Here is a 17,095-nt window from a genome sequence, read left to right as displayed (position 1 = left end):
AATTTCCTATAGTTTTTTAATTTTTGCTATTTCATCTCTTAGACGGGCTGCTTCTTCAAACTCAAGATTTTTAGCCGCATCTTTCATTTTAAGTGATAGCTCTTTTATAATAGCTTTTCTTTCGCTTGCCGGCATTTTATCTAGTTTTTTATTCTTTTGGTAAATACCGCCATGATCTTCTAGTTTTAGATTTTCATCGAGTTTACGAATAGTAGTTCTTGGAGTTATTCCATGTTCTTTATTATATGCATCTTGAATCTCGCGTCTGTGTTTTGTTGTATTCATAGCACGCTGCATTGAACCTGTTATTTTATTTGCATAAAGTATTACGCGACCGTTAGAGTTTCTGGCACCGCGACCAATTGTCTGAATAAGTGCAGTCTCACTTCTTAAAAAACCTTCTTTGTCTGCATCTAAAATACCAACAAGGCTAACTTCAGGCAGGTCAAGCCCTTCACGAAGCAGGTTGATCCCGATCAGTACGTCAAACTCTCCAAGACGAAGCGCACGTATGATCTGGTTACGCTCGATCGTGTCTATATCTGAGTGCATATATTGAACTTTTATGCCAAGATCAGCCAAGTATTTTGTAAGAGCTTCTGCCATTTTTTTTGTCAGAACCGTTATCAAAACGCGCTCATTTTTAGCTGTTACTTTTTTAATCTCATCGTGTATATCTTCAACCTGATTATCTGAACTTTTAACTTCAACTATAGGATCAAGCAGACCGGTAGGACGGATTATTTGCTCAGCTTTAACGGCTGATAATTCTAGTTCATACTGAGCAGGAGTTGCTGAAACAAACAGATAGTGCGGAGCTTTATTTATATACTCATCAAGTTGCAGCGGTCTGTTGTCAAGTGCAGAAGGAAGGCGGAAACCATACTCAACAAGTACCTCTTTTCTAGCACGATCTCCTGCATACATTCCGCGGTATTGAGGAAGTGAAACGTGAGATTCATCAACTATTACCAGATAGTCTTTATGATGAAGTTCAAAATAATCAAGCAGAGTATATGGTGCTTCACCGGGCTTTTTATTTGTCAGTAACCTAGAGTAGTTCTCAACACCCTTACAGCTTCCGGTAGTCTCAAGCATCTCAAGGTCAAACTCTACACGTTGTTTTAATCTTTGATACTCCACAAGCTTATTCTCTTTTTGAAAGTACTCAAGTCTTTCATCAAGCTCTTCCTCTATACGTTTAATAGCTACAGCCATCTTCTCTGCCCTAACACTGAATTGACTTGTAGCATATATGGTAAAGCTTTTATGTTCTTCTAGCTTTTTATTATCAATCACATCGATTGTATATATAGCTTCGATCTCATCACCAAAAAACTCTATACGTATAGCTTCTTGTTCAAAGTATGGTGGATATACGTCCATAGTCTCACCGTTAACACGTATATGCCCGCTGTCAAAATAAGAATCGTTTCTGGTATAACCCATCTCAACTAAACGAAGCAGAAGTTTTTTCTGCTCAATCTCATCTCCAACCTCAAGAGCCTGAACCATGTTTTCATACTCTTCAGGATCACCAAGACCGTAGTTTGCAGAAACCGATGCAATAACAATCACATCATCATAAGAGAGTAGATTTGCAGTAGAAGATAGTCTCATACGCTCTAATTCATCATTTATTGCAGAATCTTTTTCAATAAACAAGTCTTGTCTAGGTATGTATGCTTCAGGCTGATAATAATCATAGTAAGATACGAAATACTCTACATGGTTATTTGGAAAGAATTGACGAAACTCTGAATAAAGTTGGGCTGCAAGGGTCTTATTGTGTGTCATTATGATCGTAGGTCTAGCAACTTTTTCTATAACACGAGCCATAGTATGGGTCTTACCGCTTCCCGTTACACCCTCTAGTGTTTGGTAACGGTTACCGTCTAATATTGATTTACTAAGTACTTCAATCGCTTTTGGCTGATCACCTGCGGGTTCATAGTCTGAAACTACTTTAAATTCTGCTTGCTTTTTCATTGGTGGAATTATAGCTAAATGAAGAAAATAGAGTGAGACTTTAATCTTTTCTAAGTTTTAGCCCTTAAGATCATATTATAAAAGAATCTTATATGGTAAAAGTATATTATTGCTAGTTACATGTGGGGTAGAAAATAGAAGAAGGATACTTCATGAACTATATAAAAAGAAAAGACTGGCAACTTAAAGAGAGTTTTGTAACGGATGAAAAGCTGTTTAAAAACAGAAGAAAGTTTCTAAAATTAGGAGCTGCCTTAGCTGTTAGTACATCTGCTGTAATGGAGCTTGCAGCTAAAGAGCTTACTCCATTTTTAAGCATGCAATACAAAACTGCCAAAGAGTTTATGCCATCATCAAATCTGCATTACAAAGAAGACCCAAACTTAAATAATCTGACTCCAAACTCCTATAAACAAATAACGTCATACAATAATTTTTATGAGTTTACTTCCAGTAAAAGTGGTGTTAGAACATTGTCTGAAAATTTTAAGTCTGAACCATGGAAGATATCTATTGATGGACTTGTTGAAAAAGAGATTGAGATAGATATGGATGAGCTTGTAAAAAAGTTTGCATTAGAGGAGAGAATATACCGCTTTAGATGTGTTGAAGGGTGGTCTATGGTAGTTCCATGGGTAGGATTTGAACTCTCAGAGCTTATAAAGTACGCAAAGCCACTTTTAAATGCCAAGTATATACGTTTTGAGACTCTTTATGATCCTAAACAGTTTCCACGTCAAAACAGCAATCTTGGATTTATAGACTATCCATATGTAGAGGGTCTGAGAATGGATGAGGCTATGAATCCTTTAGCTATTATTGCAGTCGGTCTTTACGGTCATACACTACCACCTCAAAACGGGACACCCATAAGACTTATAACACCTTGGAAATACGGCTTTAAAAGTATAAAATCAATTGTAAAAATAACCTTTACAGACAAACAGCCAATAAACACATGGAATAAAGCTGCACCTCATGAATACGGTTTCTATGCCAATGTAAATCCGAATGTAGATCATCCAAGATGGTCACAAAAGCGTGAACGACTGTTAGGTACTTTTTTCAAACAAGATACACTGATGTTTAACGGCTATGAAAAAGAGGTAGCCCATCTTTACAAAAATATGGATCTTAGGAAAGAGTTTTGAGCAAGCAGTTTTTTTTAGTCATAGCACTTTTAACTCCTTTGATGTTTTTACTCTACAAGTTATTTGTAGTAGGAGTAGATGATCCAATAAAGTATATCTATACTCTAACAGGTGCAACCGCTATAACTCTTTTGTATGCTACCACGACAATATCTATAGTTAAAAAAATAAAAAACTTAGTAAAATACCGACGTACAGTAGGGCTTTTTAGCTTTTTTTATGCTCTTTTGCATCTTCTTAATTTTATTATATTTGATATGGAACTTGATTTAGGGTTTGCAATAAGTGAGACTATAGACAAGCCTTTTATATATCTTGGGATGATCGCATTTTTAATATTACTTTTTATGGCTGTTACATCACTTAGAGTATTGTTTTCAAAGTATTTTAAATATCATAAGGTGATATATATAGCCATAATACTTGTTACCATACACTTTATAATGGCACAAAAGACACTAAGCCCTGAACAAATGGGTTATCTTTTTATAATGGGTATTATAATTGTATTTAAAGTTTTACAGCGCACAAACCTGATTAAAACATAGTTTAGACTAGGGTAAATCTGTGTTATAATAATTTATTCTAATATAAAAGTTAAATCTAAAGATGAATCCAACTAAAAAGCAAAATTATAGTAAATCAATTATATTATCTAAAGTTCTAGATAACGATATTATTGTTATTGTAGATTCAGACAGCACTATAATGTTGTTAAATAAGCAAACGTTGGAGCCACTTAAGAGTTTTGAGATAGGGATAAAACATCAAAGCTTTAAAACTTCCGTTGTTGCTATAAGTCATGATGCGAAACATTTTGCAACACTAAGTTCAGATGCAAGAGAATCTCTCCTTTATGAAACTAAAACAAAAAATGTAATAACTACTGTTGACAGACACCATGGAGAGGTCTCTTGTGTCGCTATAGATCCTAAGGCTAAGTATATGTTTTCTTGCGGGGATGATGGTAAAACATACGTTATTGAGATTGCGACTCTAAAACTTGCTTTTTTACTTCCCGTACATAAAGATATAGTTTATGACATAGCTTTTAGCGATGATGGAAGGTGGGTTGCAACGGCAAGCCATGATAAAACTATATCACTCTTTTATCTGCCAAATAAAATTCCAAAGCACTATATGTTTGCCCATTCAGAGCCTGTAAAAAAATTATGCTTTTTAAGTGAACACAGGTTGTTTAGTATAGATAAAAGCAATAGTGCAATCATTTGGGATATGTATGAAGCTACTGTTATAACAAGACTTGAAGGGATTCATGAAGATGTAACTTGTGTAACTAAAAGCTCTGAGAGTAAGTTTTTATTTTTAGGAACGGATTTAGGGTATATTTTAGTATATGAGTTAGAAAATTATAAACTACTCTCTAGTTCATATATTAAACTAAAGTCGTCAATCACTACACTAGAGTTTTATGAAAAGAATGAGCAGTTAATGGTCGGTACTAAAAGTGGTGAGTTACATTTTTATGATATTTATCATGGTCAAAATAATTTAAAAATACTATATAAAGAGAAAGATTTTCTAGGTATGGAAAAGTTTATAGAGATAAATCCTATTTTAGAATATTCAAAAGTTTATCAAGCTATTGATTTAGTTTGGCAGCAAACACTTCAAAAAGCAAAAGAATATATTGAAAATGGTGACAAAAAATCTGCAATGAAACTTTTAAATATATATACAAGTGTTCCCTCAAAACACAAAATAATACAAGAACTTTTTGATGAATTTGAAAAATTTGAAAAATTAAATGCATTTATTAGAGACGGCAAGATCGCTCTTGCTTATTCTCTTGTTCATAGTGATGAGATATATTTAGATTCAAAAGCGTACAAAGTTTTAGAGAATGATTGGCAAAAAGTTTTAGCATTAGCTAAAAAGCATGCTTATGAGGCAAATGGTGGAGCAAAAATAACTAAGCTTTTTGAGCCATACAGGGGTGTTAGTGAAAAAACACAAGATATACAAGATGTTATATTGCATAATAAGGTATATATAAAATTTATAGACTCTATAGCAAAAAAAGATTATAAATTAGCATCTGCACTTCTAAAAAAATATGAATTTTTAGAAGAGGTTCCAGAACATGAGGAGTTGGTATATTACTCTGATTCACTCTATATAGATTCTCAAAAACTGATAGAGGAAGGCAATTTTAACGAGGCTTTGAAACTTCTTCATATTTTGGAAGATTTCAGTGAGTTTGAAGAGATAGCTAGAAAATCTATATTAGATATACAAAAGTCAACACAATAAATGGTTATAATCAATTATGAAAAATTTTGAAGAATTAATAGAACAAGTTTTAACTCAGACACAAAAAATTATTGTAGGTAAAGAGAAACAGATAAAACTCTCTTTGGCTTGTTTTTTATCAGATTCACATTTGCTTATAGAAGATATACCCGGAGTTGGAAAAACAACGTTAGCAAAAACATTGGCACACGTTATAGGATTGGAATATTCACGTATACAGTTTACAAATGATCTCTTACCTTCAGATATTATAGGTGTTAATTTTTATAATACAAATGATGCTACATTTACTTTTAAAAAAGGTCCTTTGTTTTCTCAGTTTTTACTCGCTGATGAGATCAACCGTGCATCATCAAAAACGCAAAGTGCACTTTTGGAAGCAATGGAGGAGAAACAGGTTAGTATTGACGGTAAAACATTTTATCTGCCTAGCCCATTTTTCGTGATCGCTACAAAAAATCCTTTTGAGGAGGTTGGAACCTACCAGCTTCCATCATCTCAATTAGACAGGTTTGCTATCTCTTTTTCTTTAGGTTATCCATCTGCTGAGGCTGAGAGAGATATCCTCTCATTAAATAAACAACCATCTATTAGTTCTTTAAAATCATTAAATACAGACGAAGTAAAACTTTTAAAAGCTAAGTTTGAAGAGATATACGTAAGTGATGAGATACTAAATATCATACAGGATATATTAAAATTTACAAGAGAGAGTTCACTATATGAGAGCGGTTTATCAACACGTGCAGCTATAAAGCTTTTAAACATATCAAAAGCATGGGCAATGATATCTTATAGAGACTATGTAGTGCCTAGCGATGTTTTAGAAGTTCTGCCATATGTTACATATCATCGTCTTAAACCTTTAGCAGATAGAAAATCACAAAATGAAGTTGTAGATGAGATCATTAAAAACCTACATATCGATACTTAAAAGTGTTAAAAACAGACCTACAAAATATTTTACGCTTTTAGTAGTATCGATCTTAGCTTTATTTCTGCAAGCTTATATGCATAACTATAATATTGTATTTATAGTCATGTTTTTTATAGTCGGTGTAGCCGGTGCATCATCAATATTTGGTATGCTGAATCTTTATAGTATAAAAATAGAACTGCTTTCTTACAAAAGATTTTTTGCAAATGAGTACTCTAGCTTAAAATTTTCCATAAAAAATAGTTCTGAGAACACATCTTACGATCTATTTATCTCCTACAATGACAATACAAAATATATAAAATCTATAAAAGCGCATCATTCCGAAGTTATTTCGTTTGAAGAGATGTTTACTAGAAGGGGAGAGGCTAATATAGCCGATATTTTGCTCTATTCATTCTTTCCGCTTCCACATGAGAAAAAATATAAAAATATAAAAATAGATAAAACCATAGTCGTGTTTGCAAAACCTGAAGGTATATCTCTTTTTAAGTCTTATTATAAAAACAACTCTACTACAGGAGAGTTAGATGAATTTGAGGGCATAAAAAAATTTAACCAAGGAGACCCGACATCTTATATCCATTGGGCATCTTTGGCTAAAAACAATCAGTTGATGATCAAAGATTTTATTTTCGAGGAGGAGAGTAAAAAACTTCATTTTGATTTTAAAACTATAAATGGAGATACCGAACAAAAGCTTTCGCAACTTACACTATGGGTGTTAGAATGTGAACAATACGCCTTTGAGTTTACACTAAATATAAAAGATGAAATACTAGATTCTAAAAAAATGAGTACAGATGAGATCCTTAAAACAATTGCTCTATACTAAAGCGCCATCATCATCTAAACTTTTAGATATTGCAATAATACTTGCAGTTATACCGCATCTGTTTGTTATGAAGTTTTTTATGCTTTTGTATATTTTAGTTGCTGTTGTTTTTATACTTAAAAATAAAACTGAAAAAAAATACCAATATATACTTATGATAGTCGGTATTATACTAATCAGCATATCGTTTTTTAATAATTACAATTTTTCAAACTTTTCCAGAATGCAGTTTTTTGTATCTTTGGTCAGCTCACTTCTTATATACGCTATAACACTTCAAAAGTTAAATGGAGAGATTAACGTTTATCTTAAAATATCACCTGCACTTTTGATGCTGCTCAGCTTTTTCTTTTTTGAATCTATTACTATGCTTATATATGCCGTGTTTGTCCTTTTCTTATTTGTAATGTTAAATATTTGGAGTAGAATGGATGCAGAATTAATAGATCTGTTAAAACTAACTTCGAGACTTTTTGTATTGTCCATTCCTGTAGTTGTGATTTTGTTTTTAGTCTTTCCACGCATTTCATTTAAAAAAGCGGACTTTGGTTTTAGAGCAGATGAATACACCTTCAGCGGATATGATGGCAAAATGAATGTATCTTCAAAAGGTGTTTTGTTATCAAACAAAGTCGTTATGGAAGTATATTTTGAAGATGATAGTATAACTGATGGAGAATTATATTTTAGAGGTTCCACTCTGTATGAAGATGATGGCATTACGTGGAGCAAACCAGATGATCTTATAGTATCGGATAAGATAAGTAATATTAAAAATATAAAGAATTACGATATAACACTCTATCCACACGGAGATAATTGGATATACGCACTTGATGTGCCTATAGCAGCTCCTCCTAAAACAGTACTAGAGAATGACTATACATTAAGATCTGAAAAAACTGTTTTTAAAAAAAAGAAGTATAGACTAGGTTCAGCTCTGTCATATAAGTTGAGCTCATCAAACTATTCAAATGCACTTGCTGTAGATATTCAAAAAAACGATCAAACCTACAAAGCATTAGAACATATAAGAGTTATGGATATTGACAAATATGAAAAAGCTATGATGCTTTTGATATTTTTTAAAGAGCAAAAGTTATCATACAAACTTCAGCCTGCAAACTTAGATGAAAAAGATTTAACAGATTCTTTTTTATTTGAAGGAAAAAACGGTTACTGTGTTCACTTTGCATCGGCTTTCGCAAAATCAGCAAGGATGTTAAACATACCATCACGTATAGTTACAGGTTATAAAGCAGATAAAGAAAACATGATAAACAAATATCTTGTTGTTAGAGATAAAAACGCTCATGCATGGGTAGAATTATACTTTGAGAAAAAAGGGTGGGTAAGGTTTGAGCCAACAGCTACAGCTTTAAAAACAACGCAGACACAACAGGAACAGGCAAAAAAGCAAAGCAGTTTTTTTACAGAGATAAATCTACAGTTTATGTATGTAAAATATCTTATCGACAAGTGGGTTCTAGGATATGACAGGTTAAAACAGCTTGATATTTTAAAGAGTCTTTTAAACGATACGGTTTATATGATCAAGTTTTTACTTTCTGTTATTGCAGTTTTTTTAGTGACTTTTTTAATCTATATAAATATTAAAAATTTTGGAGTTAAAGATCAGTTTATGTCTGAGGTTCATAAGTTGTTAAAGTTTTTAAACAAGTACGGACTTGTTAAAAAAGAGAATGAGCCTATGCAAAACTTTTTACTAAGGGCTGAAGATGAACTTGGCGTGTCATTTAAAAATATCAGTAATATTTACCATAAAGAGAAGTATGGCAAAAAAGATACAAATAACAACCTTGAAGAGCTAAGAGTCGAGGTTAAAAAGATGATGGCTTACCTGCCGATAGCAAGTAAGTAAAGTATATTGTTCTTAGTATTTAAAAACTCTTTACATTCATCATCATAATAAGCTCCGATCCCACTACAGCCAATACCCATAAGCTCAGCTCTAAGGTATATGATCTGTGCTATAAAACCGCTGAGTATATTAACTTTTTGATATTTTTCGACTTCGCTTGATGTAAAGTAAAAAGTAACCGCACTTTGAGAACCCAGTTTTTGCTCTAGAGCCAAATACTCAGACTTCCCTCTAAAATCGCCTTCTTTAATCAAGTCGGTACTTTTATACAAACCAAGCTCTTGATCATTTACATTATGAACTGTGTAAAAAATCTCAATACTGTTTTTCTCTGCAAAATCAAACAGATCTTTTAATATAAAATCAAATTCATCTTTTGTTATACTCTCTTGACGAAATGCACGTATTGATCTTCTATTTAATATGGCTCTTTTTAGCTGATCTTTTGGAATTTCATTAAAAAAATCTGGGACTTTGCTATTGTTGTCTTCATATATTGCAGTCTCTTTATATGCTTGTTCTATGAACTCATTTGTCTCAAGATAATCGCATCCGCTAACAAATGGAAGCTGTTGTCTTAGTTTTGTAACCTCTTTCTCAACTGTTTGAGAACTTTTAATGGCACATGTAAACATCTCATCATCTCTAAAACCAAATACAGAGTTCAAAGAGATCTTGTCAAAATCAAACAGAACTTCATTTTCTCTTCCCATTACAGAGAGTGCAGCGTATATGCTTCCAAGCTGATGACCTGAGTCTAAAAGTATATATCTTATGCTCCTGTCTCTGTATTTCCAAGAGCTTCTGAAATATACGCTTGAGATCATAAATACAAGACCTTTTTCCTGGTTTTGCTCTTTAAAGTAGTGCTCAACTCCGTCTTTCTCTATCTCTTGCAGAAGTGTAAGGCTTGCACTGTATGGTTCATAATGGTATATGCCGTTTAGTAAACCTTTTACACCTCTGATTTGTATATAAACTTCGCATGGGTACAATCCACCTGCACTTGGAACTGAGCGTAGATAATATGTCCCGTTTGGATATTTTTTCTCGTAAGTGATCCCACCGATGAGGTTTAGATCTTTTAACTCTTCATAATCATCTATTTTAAAGCGTTGATTAAAATGTGGATAAAGCTTATGGTTTACCGGTTGTGATTGCCAGTCCAAAAATGTAGCATTTTTCCTAACGCTTAAATAAGAATGTTTAGTTTGTTGATGATATAAAGGCATTTTCTACTTTAAAAGTCTATATATAGTCGGTGAAGCTGCCAGATCAATAGCTGTAAAATCATCTAAGTTTTTTATAGATTTATCCGCTCCGAATTCTAGTAAAAGTTTTACCATATCTACTTTTCCTGCACTCGCACTATACATTAGGGCTGTTACTCCATTATCGTTTGTACTATCAAGTTTTATACCTGCTTTTACAAGCAGTTCTACACATTTGTAATCTTGTCCAAAACAAGCATTCCAAAGTGCCGTGTTTCCATCGACGTTTCTAACTTCCAAGTTTGCTCCGGCTTTTATAAGCTGATCTGCAATATCGCTTTTAGCTTCACGAACTGCTTTCATAAGTGCAGTATTGCCGTGTTTACCAGCCTCGTCTATAGCCTCTGGAATGTAATCGTTCTCTTTCATCCATGTAAGAGCCTCATCACTAAACACAATTTTACTTTTACTAGCTTCACTATCCATAAATTCATCCTTATACTTTTAGTAGTTTATATACATCTTATATACCATGTAAGAGATCATATAATTCTGGAATCAAAATTAGGTATAATAATGTTCAAAGCGAGGGCTATATGAAACTTGACGAGAATTTAAGAACTAGGCTAAATGCTGAAATAGTTAGAGCTCATTATACATATGAGAGGTATAATGCAGTATCTACTTTTGCACTTGTATATCATGAAAAAGACATTGAACTTGAAGTGTTAGGAAGCTTTGTAAGAGTCAGTGACAGAGTTATTAGAGTTAATGAGAATCTACACTTTTTAATATATAACTTTACTAATCAAGATGATGCATATAAAGCCTCAAGAAACCTAATAAGTAAACTTGATAAACATTTTCATAACGCAACTTCGTGTATAGCTATAGATTCTCCTTCAAAAAGTGACAGTACACACATGGTTATGAATAAACTTTATCAAATTTTAGAAGAAACAAAAAAAACTTCTGTGGCAAGAATAGAATATGAAGATATTTTGGATAATGCCTTTTAGTATGGGAAAAAAATGTGCTAAAATTTCATTTATTTAACATGTGTGGAACTTTATGGAAAATCAAACTAATATAGAAAAGCTAAATAGCAAAGTAGTTGAAATACTACAACAATACAACTCTTTAAAATTGGAAAATGAGAATCTGAGAAATGAAGTGGTTTCTTTAAAAACAGAAACAGAGCTTAAAGATCAGGAGATTCAGAAGTTGGTTGATGATAATGCACAAAAAGATATAGAGATAGAAGAGATAGCAAATAAAATTGAGAGTATTCTAGGATAGTTATGAGTCAAAAAATTGGTTTATATATCAGCGGACGTAGATTTGATGTAGATGTTGATGACGAATTTGCAGTTTATTTAACTAAGCAGTTGGAAAAAGATTTTAATATTGATGGAAATAACGATATTAAAGTTTTGCTTCAAGCATACATCAGAAAAAACTACGATCTGTATACTCAAGATAAAAAAATGGACGACATCATAAAAGAGTGTGAGAATTTATCTTAATATAAGGTATAGATGATATAATTTCGCCCTACAAATAATGAATGCGTCCATAGCTCAGCTGGATAGAGCACTGGTTTGCGGTACCAGCGGTCGGGAGTTCGAATCTCTCTGGGCGTACCATTCGAAAATTTCCCAAACAATAAATTTTAAATCAATGCTTTTTAATTATTAAATAATTGAGTCTTTAGGAACTTCAGATATTTCACCATTTTCATCTTCTATAAGTGCAGTTGAGCCGTTTTTATCATTAAACACAGTAATTATTTTTACTATTTTGCCATTATAAATATAGTTTTTTTCATCGGTTTTAACCTCTGATTTAAAAGATATATCATAAATTTTACTCATTTATAAGTCCTTAAAACAAATTAATGTATTTCAAAATAGCAAATTTAATGCCAGATGTAAATGTTAGAATAAAGGCATATATGAACTGTTGACTATTTATATGTTTTTTGGTTATAATATGTTTCTCCTTGAACTTAGAGGTGTAAAGATTCAGTTCCCGGATTTTAAAGTAGTACGAATGGCTTAAAATATGGTCATTGGTTTTCTCCACATAAGTCTTACCTATCAATTAACTCTTCTATTCAAGGGTGATTTATAAAATTTTTTATTCGATCCATTCATCATCTAAAGAGATTTCTCCTGTTTCAATCATCTCACGAATAACATCCATTATTTTCTGACGAGAAGATTCTACATCACTTAATTTAACTTTTCCCATAAGTTCAAAATCTTCTAAAAGCAAGGTTTTTTTATTAGAACTGATTCCTGAGAGTAGCTTTTCTTTTAACTCGTCACTAAGCCCTTTCATTGCAAGTAGTAAATCATTAGTATCGATTTTTTTATGCAAAAGCTGCATATCTTTTGTAGTTAAATCCATAATGTCTTCAAATGTGAACATCAACTCCCTGATCTCATTAGAAAGTTGGATATTTTTTGTAGAAATAGTATCGAGAATTTTTTTAGAATCTTGCGTTTTCATACGGCTAAGAATTTTTGCAATTTTCTCTTTGCCAAATATCACATGCTTCCTTTTCAGATGGTGGAGTTATTAAAACAATCTATCCAATAACATATTAATACCTTTATCAATTACAGCGTCTGTAGCTTTATCGATTACAGCATCTCCAACAGTTTTTTGCTGTTTAGCGCCAACATTTTGATATATAGTTTTTGTTTGTTTGTTCTCTTTCATAATTCTGTTTTGTTCTGATAAGAAAAACTCTTGTTCTTTACGTCTTTGTTCATCTTTAAGAAGTTCTGTAGTAACATCTATCATAGTTGCTATTATCTTATCGGAAAGACCAAATGACTTTAATGTTCTTATCTCATCTAAAGTGTATTCTTTATACGGTGTTTTAACACGTTTGATAAGTGAAATAATTATTACTTCACTTTCTTTTTCTTTTATAAGTTTACGGATATCTCCAACTTTCATACCTTTTGGACCGGTGAGTACAAGTCGAAGAGATTCATCTTTAACATAATATACGGCATTTGGATTTTGGTCTGTATATGATTTTAGTTTTTCAAAGTCTTTTTTTTCTATAAATTCATTTACAATAACTTTTTGTTTTTTCTGTTCTTCTACTAAATCTTTTTTACGTTGTTCGTTAACTGCTTGCTGTTTTTGTAGTTCACGTTCTTGTTCAGTTAATACATTTCCTTGGAGTAGTTTAAAACCATGTCCTTTAAGTGTTTTATGGACACTAAAATCAATTTTATATATTTCCTCCGGCTTAAGATAATAGTTTATAGAGGTACTATTACCTCCACATAGATCATTTTGTTTCTCTGAGCGTAAGATTAATAAGCCAGGTTCTCTATCCCATAGAAGTAAGCCATCTGAATCATTAATGTGTCCGATTCTTTTATTACCATCAAGTATAATATAATCACAACCACTAGCACCATCAGACCTAGTAACTATTACTCTAGATTTATTTGTAAGACTAGAACCAAGTTCAGGTTGTTTAACAAACTGTAGATTTTTAGCAGAACATCCAACAAATATAAAAGCTGCAACTGTAATAAAACTAACATTGACAATTAAACTTTTTAAATACATACGACTACCTATAATAATTTAAATTATTATACAACACAATACTTATCTTTGAATATTATTCTGAAAAGTTTGCAAAAGCACCTTCGACACTTAGAACACTTTTATACCTTGTCGGTGTAATTTTAACTTTTTTAGTATCTAGATCACATAGTGCGAGTCTAAAGTTTGAGCTCATATAAGGCTCTAAAATACAAAGAATTTTATTACCTATTTGTCTGGTTGCGTGGATCTCGCCTTGAAGAGTAGGGAAATAATATTGTGGATAACTAAGCGGTGTTATTTCAACTATTTCTACACTGTTTCTTTTCTCTAAAGTTGAAGCTATAAGAGTTGCATCTTCTAAATTATCAAACTGTACACACCAGTCATCAAATTTTTTATTGAAATGCTCTAGATCTTCATCTAAAAAACCACCTGCAGGTGATTGCAATGCAAATATAGCCATAACTGTTTTAAACCTTTAGTATATTGATGTAAAATGAAATTTTATCATATGAATATCAAAAATATTTACTTAATTATTTGGTATAATCATTACAAATTATATTAGGGTGATATAATGAAAACTTTTATCATTGCAGTGCTCGTACTTTTTTTAGTAGTCCCATTATTTATGATTATCCCATCAATGTTAAGTGAATCCGGTAAAGAGAAAAAGGTAACAACTACTTTAGTCGATAAAAACCATAGTATACAGACATCTCAAAAAACTACGTCTGAAGATATAGGTGCTTATGGTACTTTCAATCTTGCTTTGATACTTATAGTTTTAGCAGTATTTGTATTAGGTTTTAAAGATGCTACTTCTCCTGGTGCAGGTAGTATGATCACGATGTTGATTGTTGGCTCAATTGGCTTTTATATTTTTGCGTTGATAATAGGGAATGCTTTTATATATTTTTTTATTGAATAATGAGAATATGGTTAAATTTTATATGTATTAGACGTATCCAACATATAACCTCTTGAATAGATTGTTTTAATGGTGTCTTTTGGTAGTTTTTTTCTAAGTCTGCTTATATGTAGTTTTACAGCATTTGAATTTTCAATATCAAATTTTATTTCAAAATGTTCACTCGGCAGAATTGAGTTTTTGTTTTGTATAAACTCTTCAATAAACTCTATCTCTTTGTTGTTTAATGATATGTAGTTTGATGTATTAACTATAATTTTTTTCTTGTAATCATAATATATATTTTTTTCAAAATAAAAATCTTTTTCATTCCCGTTAAAAGTATCTATAATCTTTTTCATCATTTCATTAAAGTTTACTTTCTCTATAGGTTTTAGTAAATAAAAAAGTATTTGCATATTTAACAGATCTACAAGATAGTTGTTTTTAGTGTGTGAAGTAATTATAGCTATTGGGGTTGAAGTGTCATCTTTACGAATTTTTCTAGATAACTCTACACCATTCATTCCAGGTAGATTTATATCGGTAATAATTACATCTGGTTTTATATTTAAATAATGTGTGTAAGCATCTTCAGCACTATGACAACTGATAACACTTTTAAAATAACTTTTTAACATATGACTTACAATCTCATTTGTTATCTTGTCATCTTCTACAACTAACACTATTTTATTGGATAAAACGGAATACACTTGCAATCTTTAAGGTAAAATTTATTTTAATGACATAATTTTAACATACTTTATAGTTAAAATGTTTAAAATAGAAAATTTGGGGGTTAAAAGATGAGTGAATATGTCTTAAAGTTAAATGACTTCTTGGTTTCTCAGACAGATGAGAAAGGAATCATAGTATTTGCAAATGATGATTTTTGTAAAGTAGCAGGTTATACTATAGATGAATTAGTCGGGAAGCCACATAATATTGTTAGACATAGAGATATGCCAAAAGCTGCATTTAAAGATTTATGGGAAACTGTAAAAAGAGGTGAAATTTGGACTGGTTATGTAAAGAACAAAACTAAAGACGGTGGTTTTTACTGGGTATATGCTACTGTAGCTCCAATGGTAGATCCTAAAGATAACAAAAAATATTATCTATCTTGTAGAAGAAAACCTTCAGCTGAAGAGATAAAAAAAGCTGAAGCACTTTATAAGACTATGAACTAAGGAAATCACAATGAATAATATGCAAAAAAATTTAATCGTAATAATCACTTTCGTTGTATTGATACTATCTATTTTGTTGGTAGAGTCTATAGTTATACAAATAGTACTTAATGTTATCGGTATTGCAGTCATAATTGCTTCAATAAACTATTCAAATGGCGGTAGTTCAGGTCTAGATGATAAGCGTTTAGAACTTATAGAGATGATGCAGTTTAAAAGAAACAGAATTGATTTAAATGAAAATGCTGAGAGTGAAGCGGAAAAAAACTTTAACCAAATTGTAAAAAGCTATCAAAAAGCATCACAGCAAGATACTGTAGTTGCAGGAGAGATGGTACTGCTTGCAGATAAAGTATCTAAAGGTGATTTTTCCGACAGGATTATCTCAGATTCTGATACACCTTATGTGCATGTTTTAAAAAATAGTCTTAATAATATGCTTGATAATGCAGAAAAAAACCTAGATAATGCAGTAGAAACACTAAAAGCATATGCTACAGGTGACTTTGCAAAAAGAAGCAATGTAAATGTTGAAGCAAAAATGGCTGAAGTGTTAAATAATATAAATTATTTAGGTCAAGCTCTTAACGATATGAAAGAAACTAATGACAACACAAATAAGCAGATAAAGGAGAGTGCAGAAGAATTAAACAATACTATCACTGAGATCACTGATACTAATATTGAAGAATTAAAGGGTATGATAGTAGATGCAGTTAATAGAATACATCATGTTTCTGACAATGAAAACCAAATGGTTGATTCTCTTCAAGAGTTAGTTGATAGTGCAAATGAAACTAAAGATATTTTGACAAATATAGGTGATATAGCAGAACAAACAAACTTACTTGCATTAAACGCAGCAATAGAAGCAGCCAGAGCTGGGGAGCATGGTCGTGGATTTGCTGTTGTAGCAGATGAAGTAAGAAAACTTGCTGAACGTACACAAAAAAGCTTGGGGGAAACAGCTGCTACACTAAATGTACTTATTCAATCGATTCATGACAATGCAGGTTCACTGCAAAGAAATGCCGTAGAAGTGAATGATATTTCTGATTACGTTGGAAATATTAACGACAAAATGGATGATATAATATCTTCATTAAATAGCTTAAATAACTAATTATACAA

Annotated in this window: 20 protein-coding genes and 1 tRNA gene; 13 read left to right on the top strand and 8 right to left on the bottom strand. The window is 31.7% G+C overall.

Translation table 11 applies throughout. The features are described from left to right. Positions 1 to 6: 6 nt before the first annotated feature. Entirely contained in the window at positions 7 to 1,989 is a 1,983-nt protein-coding gene (gene uvrB / locus ABZA65_RS01185) for an excinuclease ABC subunit UvrB (protein ID WP_373069732.1), read from the bottom strand. A gap of 152 nt (positions 1,990 to 2,141) precedes the next feature. Between uvrB and msrP the strand changes: the two genes are divergently transcribed. The 6 genes from msrP (at position 2,142) to ABZA65_RS01155 (ending at position 9,068) form a co-directional block, all read left to right on the top strand. Further along, positions 2,142 to 3,140 (top strand): protein-methionine-sulfoxide reductase catalytic subunit MsrP, encoded by a 999-nt coding sequence (gene msrP, locus ABZA65_RS01180; RefSeq protein WP_373069730.1) that lies wholly within the window; start codon positions 2,142 to 2,144, stop codon positions 3,138 to 3,140. Next, the gene (locus ABZA65_RS01175) at positions 3,137 to 3,688 is read left to right on the top strand and encodes a sulfite oxidase heme-binding subunit YedZ (protein WP_373069728.1); all 552 of its coding nucleotides are present in this window, start codon (positions 3,137 to 3,139) and stop codon (positions 3,686 to 3,688) included. Before msrP ends, ABZA65_RS01175 begins: the two co-directional genes overlap by 4 nt. Positions 3,689 to 3,749: 61 nt before the next feature. Beyond that, positions 3,750 to 5,414, top strand: a complete 1,665-nt coding sequence (locus ABZA65_RS01170) for a WD40 repeat domain-containing protein (RefSeq protein ID WP_373069726.1) — start codon at positions 3,750 to 3,752, stop codon at positions 5,412 to 5,414. A 16-nt stretch (positions 5,415 to 5,430) separates the two neighbouring features. Next, positions 5,431 to 6,348, top strand: coding sequence for an AAA family ATPase (locus ABZA65_RS01165; RefSeq protein WP_373069724.1), 918 nt, complete (start codon positions 5,431 to 5,433; stop codon positions 6,346 to 6,348). Beyond that, complete coding sequence (locus ABZA65_RS01160; RefSeq protein WP_373069722.1) at positions 6,314 to 7,186, top strand: DUF58 domain-containing protein; 873 nt, start codon at positions 6,314 to 6,316, stop codon at positions 7,184 to 7,186. Before ABZA65_RS01165 ends, ABZA65_RS01160 begins: the two co-directional genes overlap by 35 nt. Beyond that, the gene (locus tag ABZA65_RS01155; RefSeq protein WP_373069720.1) at positions 7,155 to 9,068 is read left to right on the top strand and encodes a transglutaminaseTgpA domain-containing protein; all 1,914 of its coding nucleotides are present in this window, start codon (positions 7,155 to 7,157) and stop codon (positions 9,066 to 9,068) included. Before ABZA65_RS01160 ends, ABZA65_RS01155 begins: the two co-directional genes overlap by 32 nt. On the opposite strand, the gene ABZA65_RS01150 is transcribed toward ABZA65_RS01155, so the two are convergent. Continuing rightward, positions 9,044 to 10,237 (bottom strand): SagB family peptide dehydrogenase, encoded by a 1,194-nt coding sequence (locus ABZA65_RS01150; RefSeq protein ID WP_373069718.1) that lies wholly within the window; start codon positions 10,235 to 10,237, stop codon positions 9,044 to 9,046. The genes ABZA65_RS01155 and ABZA65_RS01150 overlap by 25 nt on opposite strands. Before the next feature lie 66 nt (positions 10,238 to 10,303). Continuing rightward, the gene (locus ABZA65_RS01145; protein WP_373069716.1) at positions 10,304 to 10,765 is read right to left on the bottom strand and encodes an ankyrin repeat domain-containing protein; all 462 of its coding nucleotides are present in this window, start codon (positions 10,763 to 10,765) and stop codon (positions 10,304 to 10,306) included. Positions 10,766 to 10,875: 110 nt separating this feature from the next. Here ABZA65_RS01145 and ABZA65_RS01140 point away from each other — a divergent pair, with 110 nt between their 5' ends. From ABZA65_RS01140 to ABZA65_RS01125, 4 genes are all read left to right on the top strand, one after another. Continuing rightward, complete coding sequence (locus tag ABZA65_RS01140; protein WP_373069714.1) at positions 10,876 to 11,298, top strand: hypothetical protein; 423 nt, start codon at positions 10,876 to 10,878, stop codon at positions 11,296 to 11,298. A 52-nt stretch (positions 11,299 to 11,350) separates the two neighbouring features. Continuing rightward, on the top strand, positions 11,351 to 11,578 hold the full coding sequence (locus ABZA65_RS01135; RefSeq protein ID WP_373069712.1) for a hypothetical protein: 228 nt from the start codon (positions 11,351 to 11,353) through the stop codon (positions 11,576 to 11,578). Positions 11,579 to 11,580: 2 nt separating this feature from the next. Beyond that, entirely contained in the window at positions 11,581 to 11,805 is a 225-nt protein-coding gene (locus ABZA65_RS01130; protein ID WP_373069710.1) for a hypothetical protein, read from the top strand. A gap of 43 nt (positions 11,806 to 11,848) precedes the next feature. Further along, positions 11,849 to 11,925 (top strand) — tRNA-Arg (locus ABZA65_RS01125). A gap of 48 nt (positions 11,926 to 11,973) precedes the next feature. Here the strand turns inward: ABZA65_RS01125 and ABZA65_RS01120 are convergent. The 4 genes from ABZA65_RS01120 to ABZA65_RS01105 all read right to left on the bottom strand — a co-directional run bounded on the left by ABZA65_RS01120 (position 11,974) and on the right by ABZA65_RS01105 (position 14,324). Continuing rightward, positions 11,974 to 12,153: a hypothetical protein gene (locus ABZA65_RS01120; protein ID WP_373069708.1), complete on the bottom strand. Its 180-nt coding sequence runs from the start codon at positions 12,151 to 12,153 to the stop codon at positions 11,974 to 11,976. A 265-nt stretch (positions 12,154 to 12,418) separates the two neighbouring features. After that, on the bottom strand, positions 12,419 to 12,835 hold the full coding sequence (locus ABZA65_RS01115; protein ID WP_373069706.1) for a FliG C-terminal domain-containing protein: 417 nt from the start codon (positions 12,833 to 12,835) through the stop codon (positions 12,419 to 12,421). A gap of 27 nt (positions 12,836 to 12,862) precedes the next feature. Continuing rightward, a complete protein-coding gene (locus ABZA65_RS01110; RefSeq protein ID WP_373069704.1) occupies positions 12,863 to 13,879 on the bottom strand; it encodes a hypothetical protein in 1,017 nt (338 codons plus the stop codon). Between the two features lie 55 nt (positions 13,880 to 13,934). After that, a complete protein-coding gene (locus tag ABZA65_RS01105) occupies positions 13,935 to 14,324 on the bottom strand; it encodes a hypothetical protein (RefSeq protein ID WP_373069702.1) in 390 nt (129 codons plus the stop codon). Positions 14,325 to 14,438: 114 nt separating this feature from the next. On the opposite strand from ABZA65_RS01105, the gene ABZA65_RS01100 reads away from it, so the two are divergent. After that, positions 14,439 to 14,792 (top strand): hypothetical protein, encoded by a 354-nt coding sequence (locus ABZA65_RS01100; protein ID WP_373069700.1) that lies wholly within the window; start codon positions 14,439 to 14,441, stop codon positions 14,790 to 14,792. An 11-nt stretch (positions 14,793 to 14,803) separates the two neighbouring features. On the opposite strand, the gene ABZA65_RS01095 is transcribed toward ABZA65_RS01100, so the two are convergent. Then, entirely contained in the window at positions 14,804 to 15,460 is a 657-nt protein-coding gene (locus ABZA65_RS01095) for a response regulator transcription factor (RefSeq protein ID WP_373069698.1), read from the bottom strand. A 120-nt stretch (positions 15,461 to 15,580) separates the two neighbouring features. Between ABZA65_RS01095 and ABZA65_RS01090 the strand changes: the two genes are divergently transcribed. Next, complete coding sequence (locus ABZA65_RS01090) at positions 15,581 to 15,964, top strand: PAS domain-containing protein (RefSeq protein ID WP_373069696.1); 384 nt, start codon at positions 15,581 to 15,583, stop codon at positions 15,962 to 15,964. A 10-nt stretch (positions 15,965 to 15,974) separates the two neighbouring features. Then, positions 15,975 to 17,087: a methyl-accepting chemotaxis protein gene (locus tag ABZA65_RS01085; protein ID WP_373069694.1), complete on the top strand. Its 1,113-nt coding sequence runs from the start codon at positions 15,975 to 15,977 to the stop codon at positions 17,085 to 17,087. Positions 17,088 to 17,095 lie beyond the last annotated feature (8 nt).

This window comes from Sulfurimonas sp. (assembly GCF_041583195.1).
Classification (GTDB): Bacteria; Campylobacterota; Campylobacteria; order Campylobacterales; family Sulfurimonadaceae; genus Sulfurimonas.
This window is presented reverse-complemented; position numbering and strand designations above follow the sequence as displayed.